This is a genomic window from Acuticoccus kandeliae, from assembly GCF_003073115.1.
In genome coordinates this window covers 562309-585574 of sequence record NZ_QBBV01000003.1, presented here as the reverse complement: position 1 = coordinate 585574, position 23266 = coordinate 562309, and the positions used below count along the sequence as shown (strand labels likewise).

The 23266-nt window shown below is 67.4% G+C and carries 21 protein-coding genes and 1 tRNA gene; 9 read left to right on the top strand and 13 right to left on the bottom strand.

Annotated features, from left to right (window positions below; genetic code table 11):
- Nucleotides 1-19 precede the first annotated feature (19 nt).
- On the top strand, nucleotides 20-511 hold the full coding sequence (locus DBV35_RS21945) for a pyridoxamine 5'-phosphate oxidase family protein (protein ID WP_108662499.1): 492 nt from the start codon (nucleotides 20-22) through the stop codon (nucleotides 509-511).
- Nucleotides 512-587: 76 nt separating this feature from the next.
- Here the strand turns inward: DBV35_RS21945 and DBV35_RS21940 are convergent, their stop codons facing one another.
- From DBV35_RS21940 to DBV35_RS21925, 4 genes are read right to left on the bottom strand one after another with little or no spacing between them, the layout of a single operon-like run.
- The gene (locus DBV35_RS21940; RefSeq protein ID WP_108662498.1) at nucleotides 588-866 is read right to left on the bottom strand and encodes a hypothetical protein; all 279 of its coding nucleotides are present in this window, start codon (nucleotides 864-866) and stop codon (nucleotides 588-590) included.
- A complete protein-coding gene (locus DBV35_RS21935; RefSeq protein ID WP_205648793.1) occupies nucleotides 848-1738 on the bottom strand; it encodes an SDR family oxidoreductase in 891 nt (296 codons plus the stop codon). Before DBV35_RS21935 ends, DBV35_RS21940 begins: the two co-directional genes overlap by 19 nt.
- Complete coding sequence (gene queG / locus DBV35_RS21930; protein WP_108662497.1) at nucleotides 1735-2865, bottom strand: tRNA epoxyqueuosine(34) reductase QueG; 1131 nt, start codon at nucleotides 2863-2865, stop codon at nucleotides 1735-1737. The genes DBV35_RS21935 and queG overlap by 4 nt, the downstream gene beginning before the upstream one ends.
- A complete protein-coding gene (locus tag DBV35_RS21925; RefSeq protein ID WP_108662496.1) occupies nucleotides 2846-3535 on the bottom strand; it encodes a glutathione S-transferase family protein in 690 nt (229 codons plus the stop codon). The genes queG and DBV35_RS21925 overlap by 20 nt, the downstream gene beginning before the upstream one ends.
- A gap of 107 nt (nucleotides 3536-3642) precedes the next feature.
- On the opposite strand from DBV35_RS21925, the gene DBV35_RS21920 reads away from it, so the two are divergent.
- Entirely contained in the window at nucleotides 3643-4452 is an 810-nt protein-coding gene (locus tag DBV35_RS21920) for an undecaprenyl-diphosphate phosphatase (protein WP_108662495.1), read from the top strand.
- 35 nt (nucleotides 4453-4487) lie between these two features.
- Here the strand turns inward: DBV35_RS21920 and DBV35_RS21915 are convergent, their stop codons facing one another.
- Nucleotides 4488-5459: a complex I NDUFA9 subunit family protein gene (locus tag DBV35_RS21915; RefSeq protein ID WP_108662494.1), complete on the bottom strand. Its 972-nt coding sequence runs from the start codon at nucleotides 5457-5459 to the stop codon at nucleotides 4488-4490.
- A gap of 242 nt (nucleotides 5460-5701) precedes the next feature.
- On the opposite strand from DBV35_RS21915, the gene DBV35_RS21910 reads away from it, so the two are divergent.
- The 7 genes from DBV35_RS21910 (at nucleotide 5702) to DBV35_RS21880 (ending at nucleotide 15088) form a co-directional block, all read left to right on the top strand.
- Nucleotides 5702-5786: transfer RNA gene (locus DBV35_RS21910), tRNA-Leu, on the top strand.
- A gap of 790 nt (nucleotides 5787-6576) precedes the next feature.
- Nucleotides 6577-7812 (top strand): glycosyltransferase family 4 protein, encoded by a 1236-nt coding sequence (locus tag DBV35_RS21905; RefSeq protein WP_157961899.1) that lies wholly within the window; start codon nucleotides 6577-6579, stop codon nucleotides 7810-7812.
- 517 nt (nucleotides 7813-8329) lie between these two features.
- Nucleotides 8330-9766, top strand: coding sequence for an amidohydrolase family protein (locus DBV35_RS21900; RefSeq protein ID WP_108662492.1), 1437 nt, complete (start codon nucleotides 8330-8332; stop codon nucleotides 9764-9766).
- Between the two features lie 148 nt (nucleotides 9767-9914).
- Entirely contained in the window at nucleotides 9915-11501 is a 1587-nt protein-coding gene (locus DBV35_RS21895; RefSeq protein ID WP_205648792.1) for an ABC transporter substrate-binding protein, read from the top strand.
- A 7-nt stretch (nucleotides 11502-11508) separates the two neighbouring features.
- Nucleotides 11509-12450, top strand: a complete 942-nt coding sequence (locus tag DBV35_RS21890) for an ABC transporter permease (protein WP_108662491.1) — start codon at nucleotides 11509-11511, stop codon at nucleotides 12448-12450.
- A gap of 89 nt (nucleotides 12451-12539) precedes the next feature.
- A complete protein-coding gene (locus tag DBV35_RS21885; RefSeq protein WP_108662798.1) occupies nucleotides 12540-13418 on the top strand; it encodes an ABC transporter permease in 879 nt (292 codons plus the stop codon).
- 5 nt (nucleotides 13419-13423) lie between these two features.
- Nucleotides 13424-15088, top strand: a complete 1665-nt coding sequence (locus tag DBV35_RS21880) for an ABC transporter ATP-binding protein (protein WP_205648829.1) — start codon at nucleotides 13424-13426, stop codon at nucleotides 15086-15088.
- 86 nt (nucleotides 15089-15174) lie between these two features.
- Here DBV35_RS21880 and DBV35_RS21875 read toward each other — a convergent pair whose 3' ends face one another.
- From DBV35_RS21875 to DBV35_RS21840, 8 genes are all read right to left on the bottom strand, one after another.
- Nucleotides 15175-15912 carry an aspartate/glutamate racemase family protein gene (locus DBV35_RS21875; protein WP_108662489.1) on the bottom strand — a complete coding sequence of 246 codons (738 nt, stop codon included), beginning with the start codon at nucleotides 15910-15912 and terminating at the stop codon, nucleotides 15175-15177.
- Nucleotides 15913-16046: 134 nt separating this feature from the next.
- Complete coding sequence (locus DBV35_RS21870) at nucleotides 16047-16961, bottom strand: N-carbamoyl-D-amino-acid hydrolase (RefSeq protein ID WP_108662488.1); 915 nt, start codon at nucleotides 16959-16961, stop codon at nucleotides 16047-16049.
- A 210-nt stretch (nucleotides 16962-17171) separates the two neighbouring features.
- Nucleotides 17172-17885, bottom strand: a complete 714-nt coding sequence (locus DBV35_RS21865; RefSeq protein WP_108662487.1) for an ABC transporter ATP-binding protein — start codon at nucleotides 17883-17885, stop codon at nucleotides 17172-17174.
- Between the two features lie 15 nt (nucleotides 17886-17900).
- Nucleotides 17901-18677 carry an ABC transporter ATP-binding protein gene (locus tag DBV35_RS21860; RefSeq protein WP_108662486.1) on the bottom strand — a complete coding sequence of 259 codons (777 nt, stop codon included), beginning with the start codon at nucleotides 18675-18677 and terminating at the stop codon, nucleotides 17901-17903.
- The gene (locus tag DBV35_RS21855; RefSeq protein ID WP_205648791.1) at nucleotides 18674-19657 is read right to left on the bottom strand and encodes a branched-chain amino acid ABC transporter permease; all 984 of its coding nucleotides are present in this window, start codon (nucleotides 19655-19657) and stop codon (nucleotides 18674-18676) included. The genes DBV35_RS21860 and DBV35_RS21855 overlap by 4 nt, the downstream gene beginning before the upstream one ends.
- A 34-nt stretch (nucleotides 19658-19691) precedes the next feature.
- Entirely contained in the window at nucleotides 19692-20552 is an 861-nt protein-coding gene (locus DBV35_RS21850; RefSeq protein WP_108662485.1) for a branched-chain amino acid ABC transporter permease, read from the bottom strand.
- Between the two features lie 131 nt (nucleotides 20553-20683).
- Nucleotides 20684-21886 carry an ABC transporter substrate-binding protein gene (locus DBV35_RS21845; protein WP_108662484.1) on the bottom strand — a complete coding sequence of 401 codons (1203 nt, stop codon included), beginning with the start codon at nucleotides 21884-21886 and terminating at the stop codon, nucleotides 20684-20686.
- Nucleotides 21887-22208: 322 nt separating this feature from the next.
- Nucleotides 22209-23126, bottom strand: a complete 918-nt coding sequence (locus DBV35_RS21840) for an IclR family transcriptional regulator (RefSeq protein ID WP_108662483.1) — start codon at nucleotides 23124-23126, stop codon at nucleotides 22209-22211.
- Nucleotides 23127-23266 lie beyond the last annotated feature (140 nt).

The window sequence follows — 23266 nt, the reverse complement described above, 5'->3', positions numbered from 1 at the left end:
CCCAAGAGGGAGACACACCATGGCCACCGGTCAGGACCTGAAGGAAAAATTCTGGGACGAGCTGGAGGACAGCCCGTTCGTCATGCTCGGCCTTGCCGGCGTCGACGAGGCGCACACCCAGCCGATGACGGCCCAGTTCGACGATGATCTGCCGAACCGCATCTGGTTCTACACCAACCGGCAGAACCGCCTGATCAAGGCGCTCGCGTCGAGCCACGACGCGGTGCTCAACTACGCCTCGAAGGGGCACCACCTCTTCGCCAGCATCCACGGGACGCTGAGCGTCGACAACGACCGCGCGATCATCGAGAAATTCTGGTCGCCCGTCGTCTCCGCCTGGTACGACAAGGGCAAGGACGATCCCGACCTCGCGATGCTGCGCTTCGAGCCCGGCCGCGCCGAGATCTGGCGGGCCGAGACCGGCGACTTCATCGCCCTGATGGCGGCGAGCCTGCTGCGCGGCAATGCCGACGAGGCCGCCCGCGCGCGCGTCGCGAAGACCACCTTCTGACGCGAGACCCGGCGCGATCCGCCCGCCGGGCTTCGGCCCCGCGGGCGTCAGCGCGAGATGTCAGCTCTGACCAGTATCAGCGCACCGGTGTCGTCGGCGTCACCACCGGCGGCTGGCGGAAGATCGAAGGCGAGTTGAGCTGCATCTGCAAATTCTGCCGCTCGATCCGGTTCTGGACGTTGGTGTCCTGCTGCCGGGCCGCCTGGTCGCGCTGATAGGAATCCATCTGCATCGACCGTTGCGAGTTCTGGAGCTGCAGGCGGTTCTGGTACTGGTCGTAGGACTGCGCCAGGGCCGCGTCGCCGCCGATCATCGCCGCGCCCGCGAGGGCCGCCATCAGATAGATTCGCGCCATCTGCCACTCTCCCACAATGCCGAAAGTCCTTCCCGGTATGTGGGGTAGAGGAGCCTCACACCCAACTCCGAGATGATCCGGGCGTTCGAAACACGCTTCACCTCGCCATAGAAAGAACGCTGCATCGGCGTCAGCGAGGCCTCGTCGAAGGCCACCGCCGGCGGCGGCTCCACCCCCATCAGCGACGCCGCGTAGGCGACGACGTCCTCCGGCGGCGCCGGCTCGTTGTCCGCGACATTGTAGACGCGGTGCGCGGGCCGCCCCACTGCCGCCACCAAGGTCTGCGCGATGTCCTCCACATGGATGCGGTTGAACACCTGGCCGGGCTTGATGATCCGCTTCGCCCGCCCCGTCTCGAGGCTGATGAACTGGTTGCGGCCCGGTCCATAGATCCCGGCGAGGCGGAAGATCCCGACAGGCACGTCGATCCGGCGGCCGAGCGCCTGCCACGCCGCCTCCGCCTCGAGCCGCCAGACGCCGCGATCGGCCATCGGCAGACAGGCCGAGCGCTCGTCCACCTCCGCGCCGCGATGGTCGCCATAGACGCCGATGGTGGACAGATAGCCGATCCATTCGAGATCCTGCGCATGCGCGAGATCCCGCTCGAACTCGTGGAGGAAGGGGTCGCCGTCCGCGTCGGGCCCTGCCGAGACGAGCACGTGGGTCGCGTTGCGCAACGCCTCGGAGAGGGTCTCGCTCCCCTGCCCCGCCTCGCACACGATCGAGCGCACGCCGCGCCGGTGGAGGTCGTCCGCCTTCTCGATCGAGCGCGTCGTGCCGACGACGCTCGCGGGGCGCGCCTGGCGCACGAAGGCGCGTGCCGAATAGCCGAAGCCGAGCGCGACGAGGCGCATCTCCCGCGTCTCGCTCATGACGTCCACTCCGCCGCGACCATCGGGTCGGTCTCGCCGCCGGCCCGGCTTTCCCTGAGGCGCGCGAACTCGGCCGCCGGCAACAGCGCCTCCGCCGCCCAGACCGCCGCCGCACGCACCTGCGGCGCCTCGTCCGACAGCCGCTCTTCCACTTTGTCCATCAGCCGCGCCTCCCCGGCGTTGCCCACTGCAATCATCACATTGCGCACGAAGCGCTCCCGCCCGATCCGCTTGACCGAGCTTCCGGCATACCGCTTGCGGAACGCCGCGTCATCGAGGCCGGCAAGGTCGCGAAGGCTCGCGTCCGGCCCTTCCTCCCCCGCGAGCTTCGCCTCCCGCGTCACCTGCGCGAAGCGGTTCCACGGGCAGACCGCGAGACAATCGTCGCACCCGAAGACGCGGTTGCCCATCGGCTTGCGCATCTCGCGCGGGATCATCCCCTTCGCCTCGACCGTCCAATATGCAAGACACCGCCGCGCATCGAGCGCATACGGCGCCGGAAAGGCCGCGGTGGGGCAGATATCGAGACAACGCCGGCAGGTGCCGCAATGATCCCCCTCCGCGACATCGGCGGGCAGATCGAGCGTCGTGAAGATCGCGCCGAGGAACAGCCACGAGCCGTAGCGGCGCGAGACGAGATTGGTGTGCTTGCCCTGCCAGCCGATCCCGGCGAGCGCGGCGAGCGGCTTCTCCATCACCGGCGCGGTGTCGACGAAGACCTTGATGTCGCCGCCGAAGCGGGAAACGACGCGGTGGGCGAGCGTCTTCATCCGCCCCTTCATCACGTCGTGATAGTCCCGCCCGCGCGCGTAGACCGAGACGAGGCCGTTCTCGCGCGCGGCGAGCCCGTCGAGCGGGTTGCGCGCGGGGCCGTAATTCATGGCGAGCATGATGATGGAGCGCACGTCCGGCCAGAGCGCGGTCGGATGACCGCGCCGCGCGGCGGTGTCGGCGAGCCAGTCCATGTCGCCATGATAGCCGCGGTCGAGCGCGGCCTCGAGCCGCGCCGCGAGCTCCGGTCCGACCGACCGCGCGTCGAGGACGCGCGCCTCGTCGAACCCGGCATCGAGGGCGTCCCCGACGATGAAACGCTTCGCGCTCGCCGGATCAGAAGTCGAGGTCGGCATAGTGGGCGGAGGGCTTCACGAGCCGCGCCATGTCGCCGAGGATCGGCCGGAAGGCCGGCCGCGACTTCAGCTTCTGGTACCAGGCCTTCACCGCGGGGTCGGCGTCCCACGGCACCTCGCCGAGATAATCGACGACCGACAGTGCCGCGGCCGCCGCGAGATCGGCGAAGGAGAGCATGTCCCCCGCCATCCAGTTCCGCGACGCGGCGAGCGCGCCGATATAGTGCATGTGGCCGACGATGTTCTGCCGCGCCGCCCGAAGCGCCGCCGAGTCGGGCGCACCGCCGCCGTGCTTGGCCGGGATCTCGATCTTGAGGATCCGCTCGGTGACGAAGGGTCCGGCGACCTCCTCCTCGAACTTCACCAGGAACCACTCGACGAGGCGGCGCACCTCGGCGCGCTGCAGCGGTCCGGGGGGCATCAGGCTGTGACCCGGCCGCGTCGCGCCATAGCGCTCGCTGAGATATTCCATGAGGACGCTCGCCCCGATCAGCGGGCCGCGATCGCCATCGAACGCCATGGGAAGCTTGAGGCCGGGATTGACGGCCGTGAAGGCCGGCCGCGCCTCCCAGAAAGGCTCCAGAACGAGGTCGACATCGAGCGCATGTTCCGCCATCGCGAGGCGGATGAAGCGACACGGGGCCAGAAAGGGGTGGTGATGGACGATCATAGCTGCGCCTAACGCTGAACTAACCAATTGGTACGCATCTCGCGGTCAGGCGCTAACCGCCCACAAGGCGACATAGCGGACGAAACGCATTCAACAAAGGGTGTTCAATGGAACCCGAAACCATCGTGTCGGCGATCTTACTCGGCATCGTCGAGGGCCTGACGGAGTTCATTCCGGTCTCCTCGACGGGGCACATTCTGCTGCTGGGGCATTTTCTCGGGTTCCAATCCGCAGGCAAGACGTTCGAGGTCCTCATCCAGCTCGGCGCGATCTGCGCGATCCTCGCGGTCTATACCAACCGCCTGACGCGGATCGTCCTCGCCACGCCGCACGATCCTGCCGCGCGCCGCTTTGTCGCCGGCATCATCATCGCCTTCCTGCCCGCCGCGTTCGCGGGCGTGATGCTGCACAGCTTCATCAAGGAGGTCCTCTTCGAAACCCCGTCCCTGATCTGCTCCACGCTCATCGTCGGCGGCGTGGCGCTTCTATGGATCGACCGCCACGCGACGGCCGAACCGCGCTACACCGACGCCACCCGATACCCGCTCTGGCTCGCCTTGGCCATCGGCTGCTGCCAGATGCTGGCGCTCGTGCCGGGCGTCTCGCGCTCGGGCGCGACCATCGGCGGCGCGCTCCTCCTCGGCACGGACAAGCGCTCGGCGGCGGAATTCTCCTTCTTCCTCGCGCTGCCCACCATGTCGGGCGCGTTCGTCTACGACCTCTACGCCAACCGCAACGCGCTTTCGACGAACGATGCGATCATCATCGCGATCGGCTTCGTCACCGCCTTCTTCGCGGCGCTCTTCGTGGTGCGCTCGCTCCTCGATTTCGTCAGCCGTCACGGGTTTGCGCCGTTTGCGTGGTGGCGCATCGTGGTGGGCGTCGTCGGCCTCGCCCTGCTCCACTATCGCGGCTGAGGGAATGGCCCCGGCTTCGGCCGGGGCCGTGCGCCTTAGGTGGTGCTGCCGGGCTCGGCGAACTGGCCGCCGCGGCGGTAAGTCCACAGATAGGTCGGTAGGATGGCGGCGAGGCTGTGCGGCGCGATGCCGGCCGCGGCAAGCGTCCGCCCCTCCTCGATCGCGAGGTCGGACACGACATTGTCGGCCTTCAGCATCTCGACCTGGTCGGTGGTGAGCGGGGCGTTCGGCATCAACTCGATGATCTTCGCCTGGAGGCTCGCGAGGCCGAAGGGGAGCGAGACGAGCTTCCGCTTCTGGTGCGTGATGTCGATCATCAATTCGATCAGTTCGCGCATCGTCTTGATGTCGGGCCCGCCGAGCTCATAGGTCTTGCCGGCGGGGACGAGGCCGTCGACCGCGGCGGCCGCGAAAGCGCCGACATCACCGACATAGACCGGCTGGAAGCGCGTCTCGTCCCCGATGATGGGGAGGAAGGGCGACACCTTCGCCATGCGGGCGAAGCGGTTGAAGAAGGCATCCTCCGGCCCGAACACGATCGAGGGACACAGGATCGTCGTCTCGGGCAGGACTTCGCGCACCGCGGCCTCGCCGGCAGCCTTGGTGCGCCCATATTCGGCGGGCGATTCGGGATCGGCGCCGAGCGCCGACATGTGAACGAGGCGGCTGATGCCGGCCTCCCGCGTCGCCTCGGCGACGAGGCGCGCGCCCTCGGCGTGCACACCCTCGAAGGTCTGCTTGCGCGATTGGGCAAGAATGCCGACGAAATTGACCACCGCGTCGGCGTGCGCCACGGCGGCGCGCACGGCCTGGGGGTCCCGCACGTTGGCCTGGATCGGCTGGATCTGGCCGACGAGGCCCATCGGCTGAAGGTGGCCGACGAGATCGGGCCGGCGCACCGCGACGCGGATCCGCCAGCCACGCCGGGCGAGGGACCGGACGAGATAGCGCCCGATGAAACCCGAGCCGCCGAAGACCGTCACCAGCTTGGTAGGATTGCGCTCCATTGTGCCTCTCACTCGCGTCCCCGATAGGACCGGCGGTGGCGTGGCGATCCGCCGCCGCCCGTCCGCACGCATCCTGATGCGACGGGCGTCTTGCGCCGGGATGAACCCCGCGCCTTAGACTTACACCCGTTCGCAAAGCGTTATTGCCTTCGCGCCGGAAGGGCAACGCCGTCGCGTCATTCGGGCAAATGAGCGTTGACTTTGTCGCGTAGAACCTCTACCTCGCGGCTTCCAAACACCGCGCCCAGATGGCGGAATTGGTAGACGCGCACGGTTCAGGTCCGTGTGCCGCAAGGCGTGGAGGTTCGAGTCCTCTTCTGGGCACCACTCTCTAGTCCCACGACATCCGGTCGGGACCAATCCCCAAACGAATTGTTGGCCACTCTGGGCTGACATTGTCCGATGCGGCACTCCGAGGAGTGCCGGCATCCGACGCATGGTTCGGTGGATCTGTCGGCCCCCTCTTCACCACATCGATTCGGCTCCAGCCAACGCGCGTGGCCTGTTTGAGCCGGCCATGGATGCTGTGGGCTCGAACGCCCGTGTCAGCGCATCGACGCTGCGACAGGCAGGGCCAATGCGACGATCTGCTCGCGTCTTCGCCAGTCAAGGGCGCGCCGAACGGCACGCCATCCATGCCTCTACCCTCCCGAGCACACCGCATGACGCGGACAACTCGCGAACCTGTTTCGCGCGGCGAAGGATTTTATCGACGAGTCAGGCGGCAAAGAATGACGCGCCCCAGTTTCTTTTATAAGGTCCGCCCGTATAAGTTCTTTCCGACGCTTGACCTAAGCGGCGCGCGAAAAGTGGACTACCTAGATCAGATTTAACTCTTGCCTATCCGGTTAAAACTTCAGCTCACTCAGCGTAATTTTTGATCTTTGTGGCATTATTCTTGATGCTACGCTGATGTCAGTCAAACACGTTTGGAACGACACGATATTTCCCGTTTAAAGAGATAGATGGCATGTCGATAGAATATTTAGAGCCAAGGAATAAAGTACCGGTTCAGACGATCGCATTTTTGTCCGTTACGGGAGGCGGATACGAAGGGGCAGCGATCCGCGATGCCAGACTTGCCCGAGAGTTTCACAGACGCGGTTATGACGTCCGAATGTACTGGATCTTCGGAACCAACATTCGGTCTCTCGGCGAGGGGATCCCATACCGCTGGCTGGCGCACCCCATCCGCTACATGCGGCAAAAGCCGATGCCCGGTGTCGACCGCGCCTTGAGGCGGGTCGTCCAGCATCGATCGGAGGCGGCCCGGCAGCGCACGCTTCAGCGCCTGAACGACATGCGGAAGACCTTCATGGCCAATCTGTGCGAGGTCGTCAGTGTCCCCGGCACCCTCGACACCGCTCTGGTCGAGGATCTCGAGCGGGCGATGATCGACGACAAGGTCAGCCACCTGTTCGTCGGGATGGGCCTGCTCGGCACCTTTGCCGAAGCGGTCGAGAAGCGCGGCCGCCACCGCTTCACCTGGCACATGACGATCCAGGGCGACGATCTCGCCGCCGACTACGCGCGTGACGGCGCGGCCAAGGCCCGTTTCGTCGCCAATCTTCAGCGCCTCGTCAGCGAGGCCCAACCCACCGCCTCGGCGGTCAGCCAGAATTACGCGACGTTCCTGGCCGAGACGCTCGGGCTCGACCTTGCGCGGTTGGACATCCTCTATCCTGGGCTGGAAATCTCCGCCCCTGTTCCGAAGGACGATGCGCGGCGCCTGGTGGAAAGGCTCATGCCTTCAGTGGACTGGAGCCTCCCTCTCATCAGCTTCGTCGGACGGAACGACGCCGAGAAGGGCATCGACATCTTCCTCTACGCGCTTCGCATCCTGAAGGCGCGGGGGCTCCGCTTCCAGGCGGCCATTGCCGGGGCGTCGCTCTTCGGACAGACTTACAGGCAGGCCTGTGAGCAGATCGCGACCCGTCTCGACGTGCCGGTGCGCTTCCTCGGCCCGCTGAGCAACCAGGAGCGCGACGCGCTCTACGGCGCCAGCCACACCATCGTCTATCCTTCCATCATTGCGGAGGGCTTCGGGATGGTCCCCGCGGAGGCCATGGCGCAGGGAACGCCGGTCGTCGTCCCGCGCATTGGAGGTCTCGTCGAGGCGGTGTCCGACGGCGTGTCGACCGGCGGTCTCACCTTCGCGCCCTGGGACAGCGGCGACATGGCCGACCAGCTCGAGCGGCTGCTCGTCGACGGCGAGTTCCATCAGAGCCTCGCCCAGCATGCCCGGCCCCTGGCGGAACGTTTCGACGTCGGCCGGATCGCGGATCGCCTGATGGTCATCGGCGGGATGATCCCTGACCGCAGTAGCGACGCGCCCCTCACCATATCGGCATGACGCGCGTGGACGCGACCCTCGCTCGGTGAGGCGCCTCGGCCGGCGGTTGCCGCCCAGACAGCGGCGACCGCTTCGGTCTTCGTCGAGACCGCGAGGTTGATCGCGGCGCCATCCACAGGCAAAAGCCGGCGCCCCATCCATCCGGCGACCCGTCTCTCCTGCCCGCCAGCGCGCCGGAGGCCTCCGGATTTGCGTCGTGTCCGCCGCCGCGCGCCTTGCCGCGTTCGGCGGCAGGCTGCACGCGTTTTCGGCCTGCACAACAATTCAACTATCGTCCCGTAGGAAGGATTGCGTTCTCAATGCAGGACGGGATAGCGTGGTCGCGTCTCGCCGCCGGGGCCTCGTCGCTCCTTCCCAAAACGCCGGATGATCCATGCGCCGACGCCCTCGACCCGATCCCGTCCCCTCCGGTCACGGCATTCGGTCGAGCCGCCCGCTCGCGCTACGCTCCTCCCTCACGACGAGACCAGAAGCTCCGACCAATGCCGGCCCGACGGCCGGCCATCCGAGGTAAGGAATGACCCGCAAACTCATCCGCGCCGCTCACGTGATCGCCTTCCAGGACGGAGGCCATCGCCACCTGCGTGACGGCGTCATCGTCATCGAGGACGACAAGATCGCCCACGTCGGCAAGTCCTTCGAGGGCGAGGTCGACGAGGTGATCGATGCCGGCGACCAGATCGTCACGCCCGGCTTCGTGAACACCCACATCCACATGACGGAATCCCCCCTCGACCGCTCCTTCGTCGAGGACCGCGGGCCGCGCCAGTTCTACAATTCCGGCCTCTTCGAGTTCCTGTCGGCGCGCAACGGCGCGATCACCGACGACGCGCGGCGCGCCTGCGTCGCCTTCTCCGTGCCCGAGCTCGTCAGCACCGGCACCACCACGATCAACGAGATCGGCGGCTTCGGCGAGGACGTCGTCAACGAGGTCGGCAAGTGCGGCGTGCGCGCCTATGTCGGCCAGACCTACCGCTCCGGCCGCTGGTACACCGACGACGGCCGCACGGTGAAATACGAGTGGTGGGAGGATGACGGCGAGGGCGCCTTCCAGAAGGCCGTGAAGTTCATCGAGGATTTCGACGGCGCCCAGAACGGCCGCATCAAGGGCTTCCTCACCCCCTCGCAGGTCGACACCTGCAGCGAGGCACTGCTGCGCCGCTCGCGCGAGGCGGCCACGGAGATGAAGGTCCCCCTCCACCTCCACACCTCCCAGTCGGTGCCCGAGTTCATCGAGATGACGCACCGTCACGGCAAGACGGCCATCGAGTGGCTGGAGCAGATCGGCTTCCTCGGCGACGACGTGATCCTCGGCCACTGCATCATGCCGGGCGGCACGAGCTGGACCAACTATTATGCCGACGATATCGGCATCCTCGCCGACACCGGCACCAACGTCGCCCACGCGGTCTGGGTGTTCTGCCGCCGCGGCATCGCGATGGAGAGCTACGCGCGCTACCTGGAGCGCGGCGTGAACATGACGCTCGCCACCGACACGTGCCCGCAGAGCATGATCGAGGCGCTGCGCTGGACCGCCGTGTGCAGCAAGATCGTCGACCGGCGCACGGAGGTCGCGACCGCGGCGGACGTGTTCAACTCGGCGACGCTCGGCGGCGCGAAGGCGCTGAAGCGCGACGATCTCGGCCGCATCGCGCCGGGCGCGAAGGCCGATCTCCTGTTCTTCAATGCCGGCGGCATGTTCATGACGCCGATCCGCGACCCGATCCGCAACATCGTCTACTCGGCCCAGGCCGATGACCTGCGTCATTCGATGGTGGACGGCGAGTTCATCATGAAGGACCGTGTCGTGAAGGGCTTCGAGGACGTCGAATCCCTTGCCGCCAAGGTGCAGGAAGGCGCCCAATATATGTGGGACAACATGCACCGCGAGGATTGGGGCCATCGGGACATCAACGTCCTGTCTCCGAACAGCTTCCCGGAGTTCCGGCCCTGACGGATCCGCATCGGCCCCGCCGGGCCGGTGCACGCCTGTGACGACAATCCGGCCCGCTCCTTGCCTTCCCGCAGCGAGAGCGGGCCCCGTTGGCCCCCAGCGATCCGCGGCGCGCCGTGCGATCCGACCGACCCCGAAAGGACCTCGAATGTTGAAAGGCTGCAGGACCCAGGCCCTGGCCCTTACCGCCGTCGCGATCGGTGCGCTCTTTGCGCTGTCGCCGGAGGAGGCCGCGGCGCAGAACCTGAAGATCGTCATGGAAAGCCGCCTCGGCGTGCTCGACCCGACGATCACCGGCGCTCACCAGTCGCGCGATCACGGCTATCTCATCTACGACACGCTCCTCGCGCTCGACGCCGACCAGACGATCCAGCCGCAGATGGTCGACGCGTGGGAAGCCAGCGAGGACGGCAAGACCTACACCTTCACCCTGCGCGACGGCCTCGCCTTCCATGACGGCGCGCCCGTGACGTCGGCGGACGCCGTCGCCTCGATCAAGCGCTGGGCCCAGCGCGACCGCATGGGCAAGGTGGTGATGGAGAATGTCGCCGAGATCACGACGCCCGACGACAAGACCTTCGTGATCGCCCAGAAGGAACCGTCCGACCTCCTTCTGACCGCCTTCGCCAAGCCGAGCGGCATGCCGCTCTTCGTGATGCCCGAGCGCGTCGCGGCGACCCCGGCCACCGAGGCGATCACCGACTATACCGGCTCCGGCCCGTTCAAGTTCGTCGCCGACCAGTTCGAGCCCGGCGCGCGCGCCTTCTACGAGAAGAACGAGGCCTATGTCCCGCGCGACGAGCCGCCCTCCTGGTTCGCCGGCGGCAAGGTCGCGAAGGTCGATTCCATCGAGCGCATCGAGATGCGCGACCCGATGACGGCGCTGAACGCCCTCCTCAATGGCGAGGTGGACTATCTCCAGGCCGTTCCGCTCGACCTCATCCCGATGGTCCCGACCGACGGCTCGATCGTCGTCCACCAGCAGGACATGATCGGCTACCAGATCGGCTACCGCTTCAACCACCTCAACCCGCCCTTCGACAACAAGGCGGTCCGGCACGCCGCCATGCAGGCAATCGGCCAGGAAGAGGGCCTCCTCGCCCAGTTCGGCGACCCGCAATTTTTCCAGATCTGCGGTGCGGCCTTCGGCTGCGGCCTGCCCTATGAGAGCGACGTGATGGCCGACCTCGTCATCGAGTCGGACGTGGATGGGGCCAAGGAGACGCTCGCGAGCTCGGGCTACAATGGCGAGCTCGTTCGCATCCTGCGCGCCTCCGACGTCAACACGTCGGAAATCCCCCTCGTGATGGCGCAGAAGCTGCGTGAGGTGGGCTTCAATGTCGACGTGGAATCGATGGACTTCATGACCATGCTGTCCCGCCGCGCCAACATGGGCCCGACCGGGGACGGCGGCTGGAGCATCTTCGTGACCAGCTGGCACAATGTGGAGATCTCCGACCCGATCCGTTCCTTCATGGTCTCGGCCGAAGGCAAGGACGGCTATGCCGGCTGGCCGACCGAGCCGCGCATCGCCGAGGGCGTGAAGGCCTTCCAGCTCGCCACCAGCGAGGAGGAGCGCAAGCAGATCACCGAGGACATGCAGAAGATCATCTACGAGGAGGGCATCTTCGCGCCGCAGGGCTCGTTCGCCCGCCGCGGCGGCTGGCGCTCCAATGTCAGCGGCGTGATCGACGCCCCGGCGAACGTCTTCTGGAACATCTCGGTCGACAAGTAGGCCATCCGTGCTCGGCTACATCCTCCGCCGCCTGATCGCGACCATCCCCGTCATGGGGGTGGTCGCCGTCGCCGTCTTCCTGCTCTTGCGCCTGGCGCCGGGCGACCCCGCCATCATCATGGCCGGGGACGCCGCGACGCCCGAGCAGCTCGCCGAAATGCGCGAGAGGATGGGCCTCAACGAGTCCTACGTGGTGCAGTTCGTCCTGTGGGCCGGACAGCTCCTGCAGGGCCATCTCGGCGTCTCGCTGCAATCGAATGTCAGCGTCGCCTCCATGATCGGCGATCGCTTCGGCCCGACCTTGTGCCTAGCGATCGTCACCATGACCTTCTCGATCCTGATCGCGGTCCCGCTCGGCGTGATCGCCGCCTGGGCGCGCGGCACCATCATCGACCGCGTGGTGATGACGATCGCGGTGCTTGGCTTCTCGACGCCCGTCTTCGTCACCGGCTACGGGCTCGTCTATCTCTTCTCGCTGAAGATGCGGTGGTTCCCGGTCCAGGGCTACAACGCGCCCGACGCGGGGCTCTTCGACTTCTTCCTCACGATCACGCTGCCGGCGCTGACGCTCAGCACGATCTACATCGCCCTCATCGCGCGCATCGCGCGCTCCAGCGTGCTGGAAGTGCTCGGCGAGGACTATATCCGCACCGCCCGCGCGAAGGGCGCGAAGGAGCGCACCGTGTTCCTGCGCCACGCGCTGCGGAACGCCGCCGTGCCGATCGTCACCGTGATCGGCTCCGGTGCCGCCTTCCTCATCAGCGGCGTCGTCGTGACCGAGAGCGTGTTCAACATTCCGGGGCTCGGTCGCCTCGTCGTGGAGTCCGTGCTCGCCCGCGACTATCCCGCGATCCAGGCGCTGATCCTGCTCTTCGCGCTCATCTACATCCTCATCAACCTCGCGGTCGACGTCCTCTACACCGTCTTCGACCCACGGATCCGGTACTGACATGCGCCTCGTCCCCTCCGCCGGCCGTCGGCCCCGCCGGGGTCGCGCCGACCATCCCGTTCGTCCCAGAGGGAGGGCCTGACATGGCGATGTCGGAAGACACCTCGATCGCCCCGCCGCCGCCCGGCCGCTTTTCCTTCGCCGCCAGCGCGGGCGCCGTGCGCGATCTCGGCTGGCCGGTGATCGTCGCCATCCTGGTCCTCGTCGCGATCGTGGGCGCCGCCCTCGCCGCCCCGCTGATCGCAAGCGATCCGGGCTTCCTGAACCCCGCCGCGCGCCTCAAGCCGCCCTCGGCCGAGCACTGGTTCGGCACCGACCGGCTCGGCCGCGACGTGTTCTCGCGCGTCGTCTACGGCGCGCGGACCTCGCTCATCGTCGGCGTCCTCGTCGCGGTCATCTCGCTCGCGATCGGGCTCGTGATCGGCGTCGTCGCCGGCTATCTGCGCATCGTCGACGCGATCGTGATGCGCGTGATGGACGGCATCATGTCGATCCCCAACGTGGTGCTCGCCGTCGCGCTCGTCGCGATCACGGGGGCGAACCTCATGACGGTGCTGATCGCGCTGATCGTGCCGGAATTTCCGCGCGTCGTGCGCCTCGTGCGCGGCGTGATCCTGAACCTGCGCACCGAGCCCTATGTGGAGGCGGCGATCTCGCTCGGGACGCCGCTGCCGAAGCTCCTGTGGCGGCACATGATCCCGAACACGACGGCCCCGCTGATCGTGCAGGGCTCCTTCATCCTCGCCTCGGCGATCCTGTCGGAGGCGGCGCTCAGCTTCCTCGGCGTCGGCCTGCCGCCGGAGGTGCCGTCCTGGGGGAACATCATGTCGGAGGGGCGGACCTACTTCCAGTTCCTGCCCGGCCTCATCTTCTTTCCGGGCGTCTTCCTCGCGCTGACGGTCCTGTCCATCAACCTCATCGGCGACGCGTTGCGTGACGCGCTCGACCCGAAGCTCGCGAAGCGGTGATGGCGATGACCGACACGGCCTCCCTCCCCGCCCCCGTCCTCACGGTCGAGAACCTCACGATCGGGCTGCGCCACCGGCTGCAGACCCCGCCCCTCGTCGACGGCATCAGCTTCTCGATCCGGCCCGGCGAGACGCTCTGCGTCGTGGGTGAATCGGGCTCGGGCAAATCGCTCACCTCACTCGCCGTGATGGGTCTCCTCGACCGCGCGCTCGAACTGCGCGACGGCTCGATCCGCCTCGGCGAGGAGGAGGTCACCACCGCCTCGCCGGAGCGGCGCCGGCGGCTGCGCGCCTCCGAGATGTCGATGGTGTTCCAGGAGCCGATGACGGCGCTGAACCCGGTCGAGACGGTCGGCAAGCAGATCGCCGAGGTCCTGAAGATCCACGGCGAGCGCAGCCCCTCGCGCCGCAAGGCGCGCGTCATGGAGATGCTGGAGGCGGTGCACCTGCCCGACGCCGCCCGCATCTACGACGCCTATCCGCACCAGCTCTCGGGCGGCCAGCGCCAGCGCATCGTCATCTCGATGGCGCTGATCCTGAAGCCGAAGCTCCTCATCGCCGACGAGCCGACCACCGCCCTCGACGTGACGACGCAGAAGCAGATCCTCGCCCTCATCGAGGAGCTGAAGGCGAGCTTCAACACCGCCGTCCTCTTCATCACCCACGATTTCGGCGTGGTGGCGGAGATCGCCGACCGCATCGCGGTGATGAACAAGGGCAAGATGGTCGAGGTCGGCACGCGCGACGAGATCCTGCGCCGGCCGCGCGAGGCCTACACGCGGATGCTCGTCTCGTCCGTGCCGAGCCTCACCCCCGTCACCACCCACAAGACGGTCGGCGACACGGTCCTCACCGTCGACAAGCTCGCCAAGGTCTACAATGACGGCGGCCTCTTCCGCCGCGGCCGCGTCGTGACCGGGCTCGAAGGGGCGGACCTCTCGCTGCGGCGCGGCGAGATCCTCGGCGTCGTCGGCGAGTCGGGTTCGGGCAAGACCACCCTCGCCCGCTGCCTCGCCCGCCTCATCGAGCCGACGAGCGGCAGCGCCAACCTCCTTGGCACCGACATCTCGGACCTGTCGACGCGGAGCCTGCGTCCCTTCCGCAAGCGCATCCAGGTGGTCTTCCAGGACCCGTTCCGCTCGCTGAATGCGCGGATGCGGATCGGCGAGGCGATCATCGAGGGGCTTCTGAATTTCGGGACGCCGCGCAACGAGGCGCTCGCCAAGGCGAAGGAGCTGCTCACCCTCGTCGGCCTCGACCGTGAGATGACGACGCGCTTCCCGCACCAATTCTCCGGCGGCCAGCGCCAGCGCATCTGCATCGCGCGTGCGCTCGCCCTCGATCCGGCGGTGCTGATCGCCGACGAGGCGGTCTCCGCGCTCGACGTGTCGATCCAGAAGCAGATCCTCGATCTCTTCCGGGACATCTGCGAGAAGACCGGCGTCGCGATCCTCTTCGTCACCCACGATCTGCGCGTCGCGGCGCAGATCTGCGACCGCATCATCGTCATGCAGAAGGGGCGGATCGTGGAGCAGGGAACGGCGAAGGCGGTCCTCTCCGCGCCCGAGAACGCCTACACGCGCGAACTGATCGCCGCCGCGCCCGGCCGCGAGTGGGACTTCGCGGCCGTCGGCCGACTCGGCGCGGGCGCGGAAGCCGCGCCCGCTTGACCGAAACCGCGCCGCTTGTCGGCGGCGCGGGCGCGAAAATCGCGCCCGCCTGACGTAGACCGCGCCGCTTGTCGGCGGCGCGGGCCTCAGCCGGCCGGGGTGTAGTGGCTGAACGAGCCGACGTAGGGCTTAGCGATGGGTGCTGCGTAGCCGTGGCGCTTCGACGTGCCGAGGCCGAGCTGGACGATCGCCTCGATCAGCTTCACGCCCGCGGAGACGCCGTCGATCGCCGGCGCGCCGATCTCCTTGCTGATGTGGGCCATGAGGTCCGACATGCCGCCGCAGCCGAGGAGCACGCAGTCCGCGCCGTCCTCCTCGATCGCGCGGCGGCACTCCTCCACGACGATCGCCTGGGCGTTGGACCCCTCCTCCTCGAGCTCCAGCACGGGCAGGTCCGTCATGCGGATCGAGCGGCACTGGTGGCGCATCCCGTAGGCGGTCACGAGGTGCTCCATCAGCGGGCGCGAACGGCCCAGCATCGACACGATGGAGAAGCCGCCGCCGATGAGGCTCGCCGTGTGCATCGCCGCCTCCGCGATGCCGACGACGGGGCCCTTTGCGATCTCGCGCGCGGCGCCGAGGCCGGGGTCGCCAAAGCAGGCGATGACGTAGCCGTCGCAGCCCTCAGCCTCCCCCTTCAGCACCTCGTCGATCACGCCGATGGCGGCGAACGCCTCGTCATAATGCCCCTCGATGGAGACCGGCCCCATCTGCGGGGAGACGGCGATGATCTCGGTGCCCGGCGCGGCGACCGCGCGCGCGGCGGCGCCGATCTTCTCGGTCATCGTGATCGTCGTGTTGGGATTGATCACCTTGATCTTCATGCCGTTCCTCTTCGGCCGGGTGCGGATGGCCCCGGAATGGTCGTGCGCGTCGCGAACGCGCGGGTCGTTCGGATCGGGTGCGCCCGGTCACGCGGCGGATGCAAGCCGGCGACCAGGCGCGGAGTGCGCGGGTCTCAGACCTCGGCGATCAGGCCGTAATTCTGCGGCTGGCGGTGGCGCTTGAAGTTGAAGATCTCGTTGCGGATGAAGGCGCACGCGTCGAGGTCGCAGGCGGCGGTGATCACCTCGTCCTCCAGCGTCACCGCCAGCGCGGCGATCTCGCCCGTCGGCGCGACGATGCAGGAATGGCCGAGCAGCATCGAGCCTTCCTCCATGCCCGCCTTCGCGGCCGCCGCCGCCCACGCGCCGTTCTGGTAGGCGCCCGCCTGCATCGACAGGAGGTGGTGAAAGGAGTTCAGGTGGTCGTGCTGCGGCACGGGCGGGTTGTGGGTCGGCGTGTTGAAGCCGCCGCAGATCAGCTCCGCGCCCTTCAGCCCCATGACGCGCCACGTCTCCGGCCAGCGCCGGTCGTTGCAGATGAACATCCCGATCTTCACCGCGTCGACGTCATAGACCGGGAAGCCGAGATTGCCGGGCTCGAAATAGCGCTTCTCGAGGTGCTGCCAGGGGCGATAGGCCTCGTACTCGGCATGGCCCGGCAGGTGCACCTTGCGGTACTTGCCGATGATGTTGCCCTTGGTGTCGACCACGATCGAGGTGTTGAAGCGGCGGACCCTGCCGTCCTCCTCGGTCAGCTCCGCGTAGCCGAGATTGAAGCCGACGCCGAGCGCCTTCGCCTTCTCGAAGAGGGGCATCGTCGCCGCGTTCGGCATCTCGGTCTCGAACCACGCATCGACCTCGGCCTGATCCTCCATGAACCAGCGCGGGAAGAAGGTGGTGAGGGCGATTTCGGGGAAGACGACGAAGGTCGCGCCGCGGCTCGCCGCCTCCTTCAGCATCTCGATGAGCCGCACGACCACCGCGTCGCGGCTTTCCGCGCGCGCGATCGGGCCGAGCTGGGCGACGGCGAGGTTCAGTTTTCTTGCCATTCTTCTGGTCCTTGGGAACAAGATCGAGGGGCGGCTCGCGCAGCCTCCGCACCGCCCGATCAGACAGGGCGGCCGGACGATGCGCAAGCCGTTCGGTGCGGCGCGCGCCCGGAGCCGGCCGCCACGGGCCGGCTTCGGCTCATATCGCCCGCCATCGTCGCGGGCGAGCCCTATCTGGCACGGCGCGCGGCGGGCGAGCGGGTGGCGACTCTAGCCGCCGAGATAGAGCGCCTTCACGTGGGCATCGTCGAGGAGCGCGGCGGACGGCCCTTCGAGGCCGACCTGTCCGGTCTCCAGCACATAGGCATACTGGCTGATGCGCAGCGCCATGCGCGAATTCTGCTCGACGAGGATGACGCTCACCCCCTCGTCGCGGTTGATCTCCAGAATGAGCCGGGCGATGTCGCGCACGATGAGCGGGGCGAGGCCGAGCGAGGGCTCGTCGAGGAGGAGGAGGCGCGGCTTCATCATCAGCGCGCGGCCGATCACGAGCATCTCCTGCTCGCCGCCCGACAGCGTTCCCGCATTCTGCCGCAGCCGCTCCTTGAGGCGCGGGAAGCGGGTGAGGATGCGGTCGAGATCGCGCGCGATCCCCGGCTTGTCGTGCCGCAGATAGGCGCCGATCATCAGGTTGTCGCGGATCGTCATGAAGGGGAAGACGCGCCGCCCCTCCGGCACCATGGCGATCCCCCGCTCGACCATCTGGGCCGGGCGCATCTGGTCGATCCGCTCATGGTCGAACCAGATCTCGCCGGCGGCGGGGCGCTTCAGCCCGGTGATCGCCTTCAGCGTGGTGCTCTTGCCCGCCCCGTTCGCCCCGATCAGCGAGATGATCTGGCCCTGGTCGAACGCGATCGAGACGTCGCGCAGCGCGCTCACCTTGTCGTAGGTGACGGTCAGGTTCTGGGCTTCGAAATAGCGCATGTGTCCCGTTTCCCGTCAGTGGCCGAGCGTCTCGTCGTCGTGGCCGAGATAGGCCTCGATCACCGCCTCGTCGGCGCGGATCTCGGCGGGCGTGCCCTCGGCGATCTTCTGGCCGAAGGAGATCACGACGATGCGGTCCGAGATGCGCATGACGGCGCGCATGTCGTGCTCGACGAGGAGGACCGTGATGCCGCGCCGGCGGATGCCCTCGACCATGTCGACGGCCCGGTCCGTCTCGTCGACATTCATGCCGGCGAACGGCTCGTCGAGGAGGAGGAGCTTCGGGCGCGCGGCCATCGCGATGGCGATGCCGAGGGCGCGCAGATAGCCGTGCGGCAGGTTGCGCGCCTCCTCGTGCATGACGTGGCCGAGGCCGAGATAGGTGAGGATCTCGGCCGCGCTCTCGCGGATACGGACCTCATCCTCGCGCGCCGTTCCGCTCGCGAGGAAGATCCCGAGCGGCCCCGCCTTCAGGCCGAGCTGGTGGGCGATCACCACGTTGTCGAACGCGGTCATCTCCTTGAAGACGGTCGTCTCCTGGAAGGTGCGCACGATGCCCATCTGCGCGACGCGGTGCGGGCTGAGGCCGCTGACGCGCTCGCCCTTGTAGAGGACGCGCCCCTTGGTCGGGGTGAGGAAGGAGGAGATCAGCTTGAAGAGGGTGGACTTGCCCGCCCCGTTCGGCCCGATCACCGAGAGGATCTGCCCCTCCTCCACCTCGAAGCTCACATCGTTGACGGCGGTGAGGCCGCCGAATTGCTTGGTGAGGTTCTGGATCTGGAGAAGGCTCACGACTTCCCTCCCGCGCGGCGGACGAAGATCGTCCCGAGGCTGAGGATGCCGTTCGGCAGGAACAGCATCACGATGATCATGAGGACGCCGTAGAGAAGCGCCTGATATTCCTGGATTTCCCGCAGCAGCTCGAAGGCGAGGACGAGGCCGAACGTGCCGACGATGGGGCCGAGCACGAATTCGAGGCCCCCGAGGAAGCAGTAGAGCATGAAGTTGATGGAATCGGAGACGGTGTAGCTCTGCGGGTAGATGTTCTGCTGGAGGCTGGCGAAGGCGCTCCCCGCCATCCCGCCCATGCCGCAGCACACCGCGAAGGCGAGCACGCGATAGCGCGCGATGTTGATGCCGATGGAGGAGGCGAGCTCCTCGTTCTGGCGCATGGAGCGGAAGACCCAGCCGAGCCGGCTGTTGCCGAGCCGCCAGACCACCGCGTAGCCGACGATGAGCATCGTCGCGCCGAAGAAATAGAAGGCGAGCGGGGTGTCGATGCCGGGCGGGTTCGGGATGTTGGTGACGCCGCCCGACCCCGCGACGTTGAGGAAGGCGAGGCGCACGGCTTCGGTGAGGCTCAGCGTCACCATCGCGAAATAGATGCCGCGCAGACGCAGCAGCGGCCAGCCGATCACGACCCCCACCGCCGCCGCGATGAGGCCCGAGAGCGGCAGGCAGATCCAGAAGGAGACGCCGAGATTGGTGGAGAGCAGTCCCGTCGTGTAGCCGCCGATCATCGCGAACGCGCCCTGGGCGATGTTCACCCGGCCGATCGAGAAGGTGAGCCACACGCCGAGCGAGGCGAAGGCGAGGAGGCTCGAATTGGTGAGCACGTTCAGCCAGTAGGCCTGGCCGCCGAAGACGAAGGGCAGGACACCGTAGAGGACCACCGCGAGCGGCACGAACGTCAAGAGGAAGCGACGCATGAGCGAGGTCTGCGCCGGAGCGGGGGCCGGCGCGTCGGCCGTCGCGTCGAGGGCTGCCGCCATCGTGGTGTCTCCGTTGTCGCGAGAGGGTCCCGGCTCAGCCCCAGGGCTTGCCCATGATCCCCTGGGGCCGGACCAGGAGGAACAGGATCAAGGCGATGAAGATGAGGAGGTAGGTGACGGAGCCGGGGAAGTAGACGTAGCCGAAGGCCTCGATGAAACCGAGGACGACGGCGCCGAGTAGCGCGCCCGACATGACCCCCGCCCCGCCGATCATGATCATGATGAAGGCCTTGGTGGAGATCGCCGTCCCGATGCCGGCATTGACGCCGGAGACGGAGATGAGGAGCCCGCCCGCGACGCCGGCGAGCGCCGCGCCGAGGCCGAAGCCCAGCGTCGAGATGCGCTGGGTGTCGATGCCCATGAGGAGGGTCGCGGTGCGGTCCTGCGCGAGCGCGCGCATCGCCCGGCCGGTACGGGTGTAGTTCACGAAGACGAGGACGGCGGCGATGAGGACCAGCGAGATCACGAGCACGAGCGCGCGGTTCGCCGGCAGGAAGGCGTCGCCGATCCGGTAGACGCCGGTGATGATGGGCGGCACGCCGCGCTGCTTCTCGCCGAAGAGGGAGAGGGCGATGTTCTCGAGGAGGAGCGCGGTGCCGACCGCGAGGAGCATCGAGTTCTCCTCGCGCGTCGCGATGCGGATGACGCGGCGGAAGAAGAAGACCTCCAGGATCATCCCGATCCCGCCGACGATCGCGGTCGCGACCACGAGGCCGAGCGCGTAGGGAAAGCCGAGCACGACGACGGCGTAGTAGACGAGCAGACCACCCAGCATGAAGAGCTGGCCGTGGGCGAAGTTCAAGACGCTCATGATCGAGAAGATGAGCGTGATGCCGAGGGCGATCAGAGCATAGTTCGCCGACAGGATGACGCCGTTGACGAGGATCTGTTCCATGCGCGGGTGAATGCCTCTCGTGTCGCCGCTTGCCCGGTCGCGCCGGGAGGGAGAGGCGGCCGGGGGCCGCCCCCGTGCCGCGCGTCAGGCCCGCGAGGGGGCGGCGCGCGGCGCTGAGCGCGAAGCGCCCGTCAGGCGACGGCGCCGACCGACAGCGTGGTGAGCTCGCCGTCCTTGGTCTCGGTGATGACCATCGGCACGCCGATCTGGCGCTTCTGGCCGAAATCGTCGGTGCCGACATAGGTCAGCTGCTGGTCGGCCTTGAGGAACGGGTTCTTGACCGAGAAATCGTCGATCGCCGCCTTGAAGAGGGAGATGTCGTCGATCGCCCCGGCGCCGGCCTTCTGCAGCGTCATGAGGATCATCTCGAGGGCGTAGGCCTTGGTGCCCGCCTCGTCGTTCCACTCGCCCGCCGCCTCGATATAGCGGTCGATGAATTCTTCCATGTACTCGCTGCGGATCTCCGGGGTGGAGGCGCCGCCGATCGAGATGAGGCCGTTGCCGTACTCGCCGGCGACCTCGTTGATGATCTTCATGTCCTGCGCCGCCTCGGAGGCGAAGAGGCCCTGGTAGCCCATCTCGCGCGCCGAGCGCATGATCTGCGGGCCGTGCGAGGGAGCGACCGCCGACATCACGATGAGGTCCGGCGCCTGGGAGACGATGTTGGCGACCACCGGGAAGAAGTCGGTGATCGACGCCTCGTAGGTGTTGTCGGAGGACAGGACCTCGAGGCCGAGCGCCTCGGCCACCTTCACGCCTTCATCGCGCTGGAGGAGGCCGTCGGAATCGTTGCGGGCGAGGAAGGCGACGGTCTTCACGTCGCGCTCGTCGCGCAGGATCTTGTACATGACCGGCGCCACCTGGTAGCTCGCGATCATGCCGAGGATCGCGTTCTCGGCCGGCGCGGAATAGAGCGAGCGGTCGAACGCGTAGGGGATGTACATCGCGTTGTTCTTCTCGGCGATCGGGCGGACCGACGTCGCGGTCGTGTCCATGTTCGGGCCGATGAAGTAGCGGATCCCCTCCTGCCCGGTGAGGCGCTCGGCGCCCGACACGGTGAGCTTCGGATCGTTGCGGTCGTCGACCGAGACGAGCTCGATCATGTACTTCTCGCCGTCGATCTCGACGCCGCCGCGCTCGTTGTACATCGCGGCGGTGGCCATCGCGGAGAACTTGTTGACGAGGCCCCACGAGGCCTCCGGGCCGCTCATGACGCCGAGCTGGCCGATCTTCAGCACCTTGCCCTGCGCGAATGCGCCCGTGGGGGCGGCTGCGGCGGCGAGGGCGAGGGCGCCGGTGCCCTTCAGCACGGTGCGGCGGGACGTTTTCATCATCGACAGTCTCCCATGAAGCGAGGTGCCCGACCCCCGGGACCGGGGCAATTCCATCGCACTGCAAAGCCCATCGTTCTCTTGAGAGAACAACGTACTCAGTACGGCACGGAATAGAGCGACCTCTTCAGGCGTCTGTCAACGGCCTTCGCGCACATTCGGCAGGCCCGCCTAAACTTTCTGCAACTGCCCTGAGACAACGCCCATCGCGTGTGCACGCACCCGCGGCGGCGTGAAGCGCCCGGAAATTGGGCACGTTTCAGCGCCCCGGCGCACGGCCAGGGTGTAGCGGATGAATGCCTGCCCGAATGCTCGGGCGGGCGGGTCAGGGCATGGTTGTGACGGCCATCGACATCGGGAAGTCGGGCGGCGTGCGCGCGAGGATGGCGCTGTTGATCGACACCGCGGTGCGGATGATCTCCCGCGCGAGCTTCTCCTCGCGCGGCGCCAGATTGCCGATATGGCCGGAGCAGGTGAAAACGTAGATCACCTCGCCGTTCCGGTCGAAGATCGGCATGCCGAGGGCCATCAGCCCGTCGGTCAATTCGCCGATGCTGCGGGCGTAGCCGCGGGCGCGGGTGGCGGCGAACTCGGCCCGCACCTCCTGCTCGGTGAGGAGGGTCGCGTTGGTGTAGCGCACCGGCTGCCAGTGGCGCATCCACTCGTCGATCCGCTCGGGCGGCTGCCAGGCGATGAAGGCGCGCGAGTTTGCCACCGAGTCGCGCGGCAGATGGTGGCCGATCGGGAAGGAGACCTCCATCGATTGCGGCCCGTTGAACTTGTCGACCACGATGAAGCTGTCGTCCGTCTGCGGCTGCGCAAGCACCGCCGGCACCTCGATCCGGTGGACGAGCTGCTCGAGCTCGGCGCGGATGCGGGCGAGCGTGTGCGAGCCGTGGAAGGACGACGCGGCGGCGATGATGCCGGAGCTCAGCTCATAGGTCTTGGCGCGGTTGTCGAACTTCAGCCAGCCGAAATGGACCAGCGTCTTCAGGATGTTGTGGCAGTGGCTCTTCGAGATGCCGAGCGTGCTCGAGATCTCGGCCAGCGAGGCGATGTGGGGCGGGGTGCGGTTGATGTAGTCGATCACCGCGATCGCGTTCTCGAGGGCGGGCACCAGGCCGGGCGCTTCCGCCTTCGGAAGCTCGCGATCCTGCGCCGTCAGCAGCCACCGATTGCCGTCCTGCCGCAATTGCGACGTGTACACACCCGGCTTCGCCGATGGTCCCGCCTCGTCCGCCATTCCGGCCCCTTCCCGCTCCCCTGGATCACCGATCGCGGCTCCATTCCCGAAACCGGCGCGGATATCCAGTCCTAAACATCAGACGCACACGACCACAGCGTCCTGTCCAGCCTGACCACACGCATAGATCACATCCGGCA

Coding starts and splice junctions, on each gene's coding strand:
- DBV35_RS21945 (WP_108662499.1), top strand. CDS start 20: ATGGCCACCGGTCAGGACCTGAAGGAAAAATTCTGGGACGAGCTGGAG.
- DBV35_RS21940 (WP_108662498.1), bottom strand. CDS start 866: ATGGCGCGAATCTATCTGATGGCGGCCCTCGCGGGCGCGGCGATGATC.
- DBV35_RS21935 (WP_205648793.1), bottom strand. CDS start 1,738: ATGAGCGAGACGCGGGAGATGCGCCTCGTCGCGCTCGGCTTCGGCTAT.
- queG (WP_108662497.1), bottom strand. CDS start 2,865: ATGCCGACCTCGACTTCTGATCCGGCGAGCGCGAAGCGTTTCATCGTC.
- DBV35_RS21925 (WP_108662496.1), bottom strand. CDS start 3,535: ATGATCGTCCATCACCACCCCTTTCTGGCCCCGTGTCGCTTCATCCGC.
- DBV35_RS21920 (WP_108662495.1), top strand. CDS start 3,643: ATGGAACCCGAAACCATCGTGTCGGCGATCTTACTCGGCATCGTCGAG.
- DBV35_RS21915 (WP_108662494.1), bottom strand. CDS start 5,459: ATGGAGCGCAATCCTACCAAGCTGGTGACGGTCTTCGGCGGCTCGGGT.
- DBV35_RS21905 (WP_157961899.1), top strand. CDS start 6,577: ATGTACTGGATCTTCGGAACCAACATTCGGTCTCTCGGCGAGGGGATC.
- DBV35_RS21900 (WP_108662492.1), top strand. CDS start 8,330: ATGACCCGCAAACTCATCCGCGCCGCTCACGTGATCGCCTTCCAGGAC.
- DBV35_RS21895 (WP_205648792.1), top strand. CDS start 9,915: ATGTTGAAAGGCTGCAGGACCCAGGCCCTGGCCCTTACCGCCGTCGCG.
- DBV35_RS21885 (WP_108662798.1), top strand. CDS start 12,540: ATGTCGGAAGACACCTCGATCGCCCCGCCGCCGCCCGGCCGCTTTTCC.
- DBV35_RS21880 (WP_205648829.1), top strand. CDS start 13,424: ATGACCGACACGGCCTCCCTCCCCGCCCCCGTCCTCACGGTCGAGAAC.
- DBV35_RS21875 (WP_108662489.1), bottom strand. CDS start 15,912: ATGAAGATCAAGGTGATCAATCCCAACACGACGATCACGATGACCGAG.
- DBV35_RS21870 (WP_108662488.1), bottom strand. CDS start 16,961: ATGGCAAGAAAACTGAACCTCGCCGTCGCCCAGCTCGGCCCGATCGCG.
- DBV35_RS21865 (WP_108662487.1), bottom strand. CDS start 17,885: ATGCGCTATTTCGAAGCCCAGAACCTGACCGTCACCTACGACAAGGTG.
- DBV35_RS21855 (WP_205648791.1), bottom strand. CDS start 19,657: ATGGCGGCAGCCCTCGACGCGACGGCCGACGCGCCGGCCCCCGCTCCG.
- DBV35_RS21850 (WP_108662485.1), bottom strand. CDS start 20,552: ATGGAACAGATCCTCGTCAACGGCGTCATCCTGTCGGCGAACTATGCT.
- DBV35_RS21845 (WP_108662484.1), bottom strand. CDS start 21,886: ATGATGAAAACGTCCCGCCGCACCGTGCTGAAGGGCACCGGCGCCCTC.
- DBV35_RS21840 (WP_108662483.1), bottom strand. CDS start 23,126: ATGGCGGACGAGGCGGGACCATCGGCGAAGCCGGGTGTGTACACGTCG.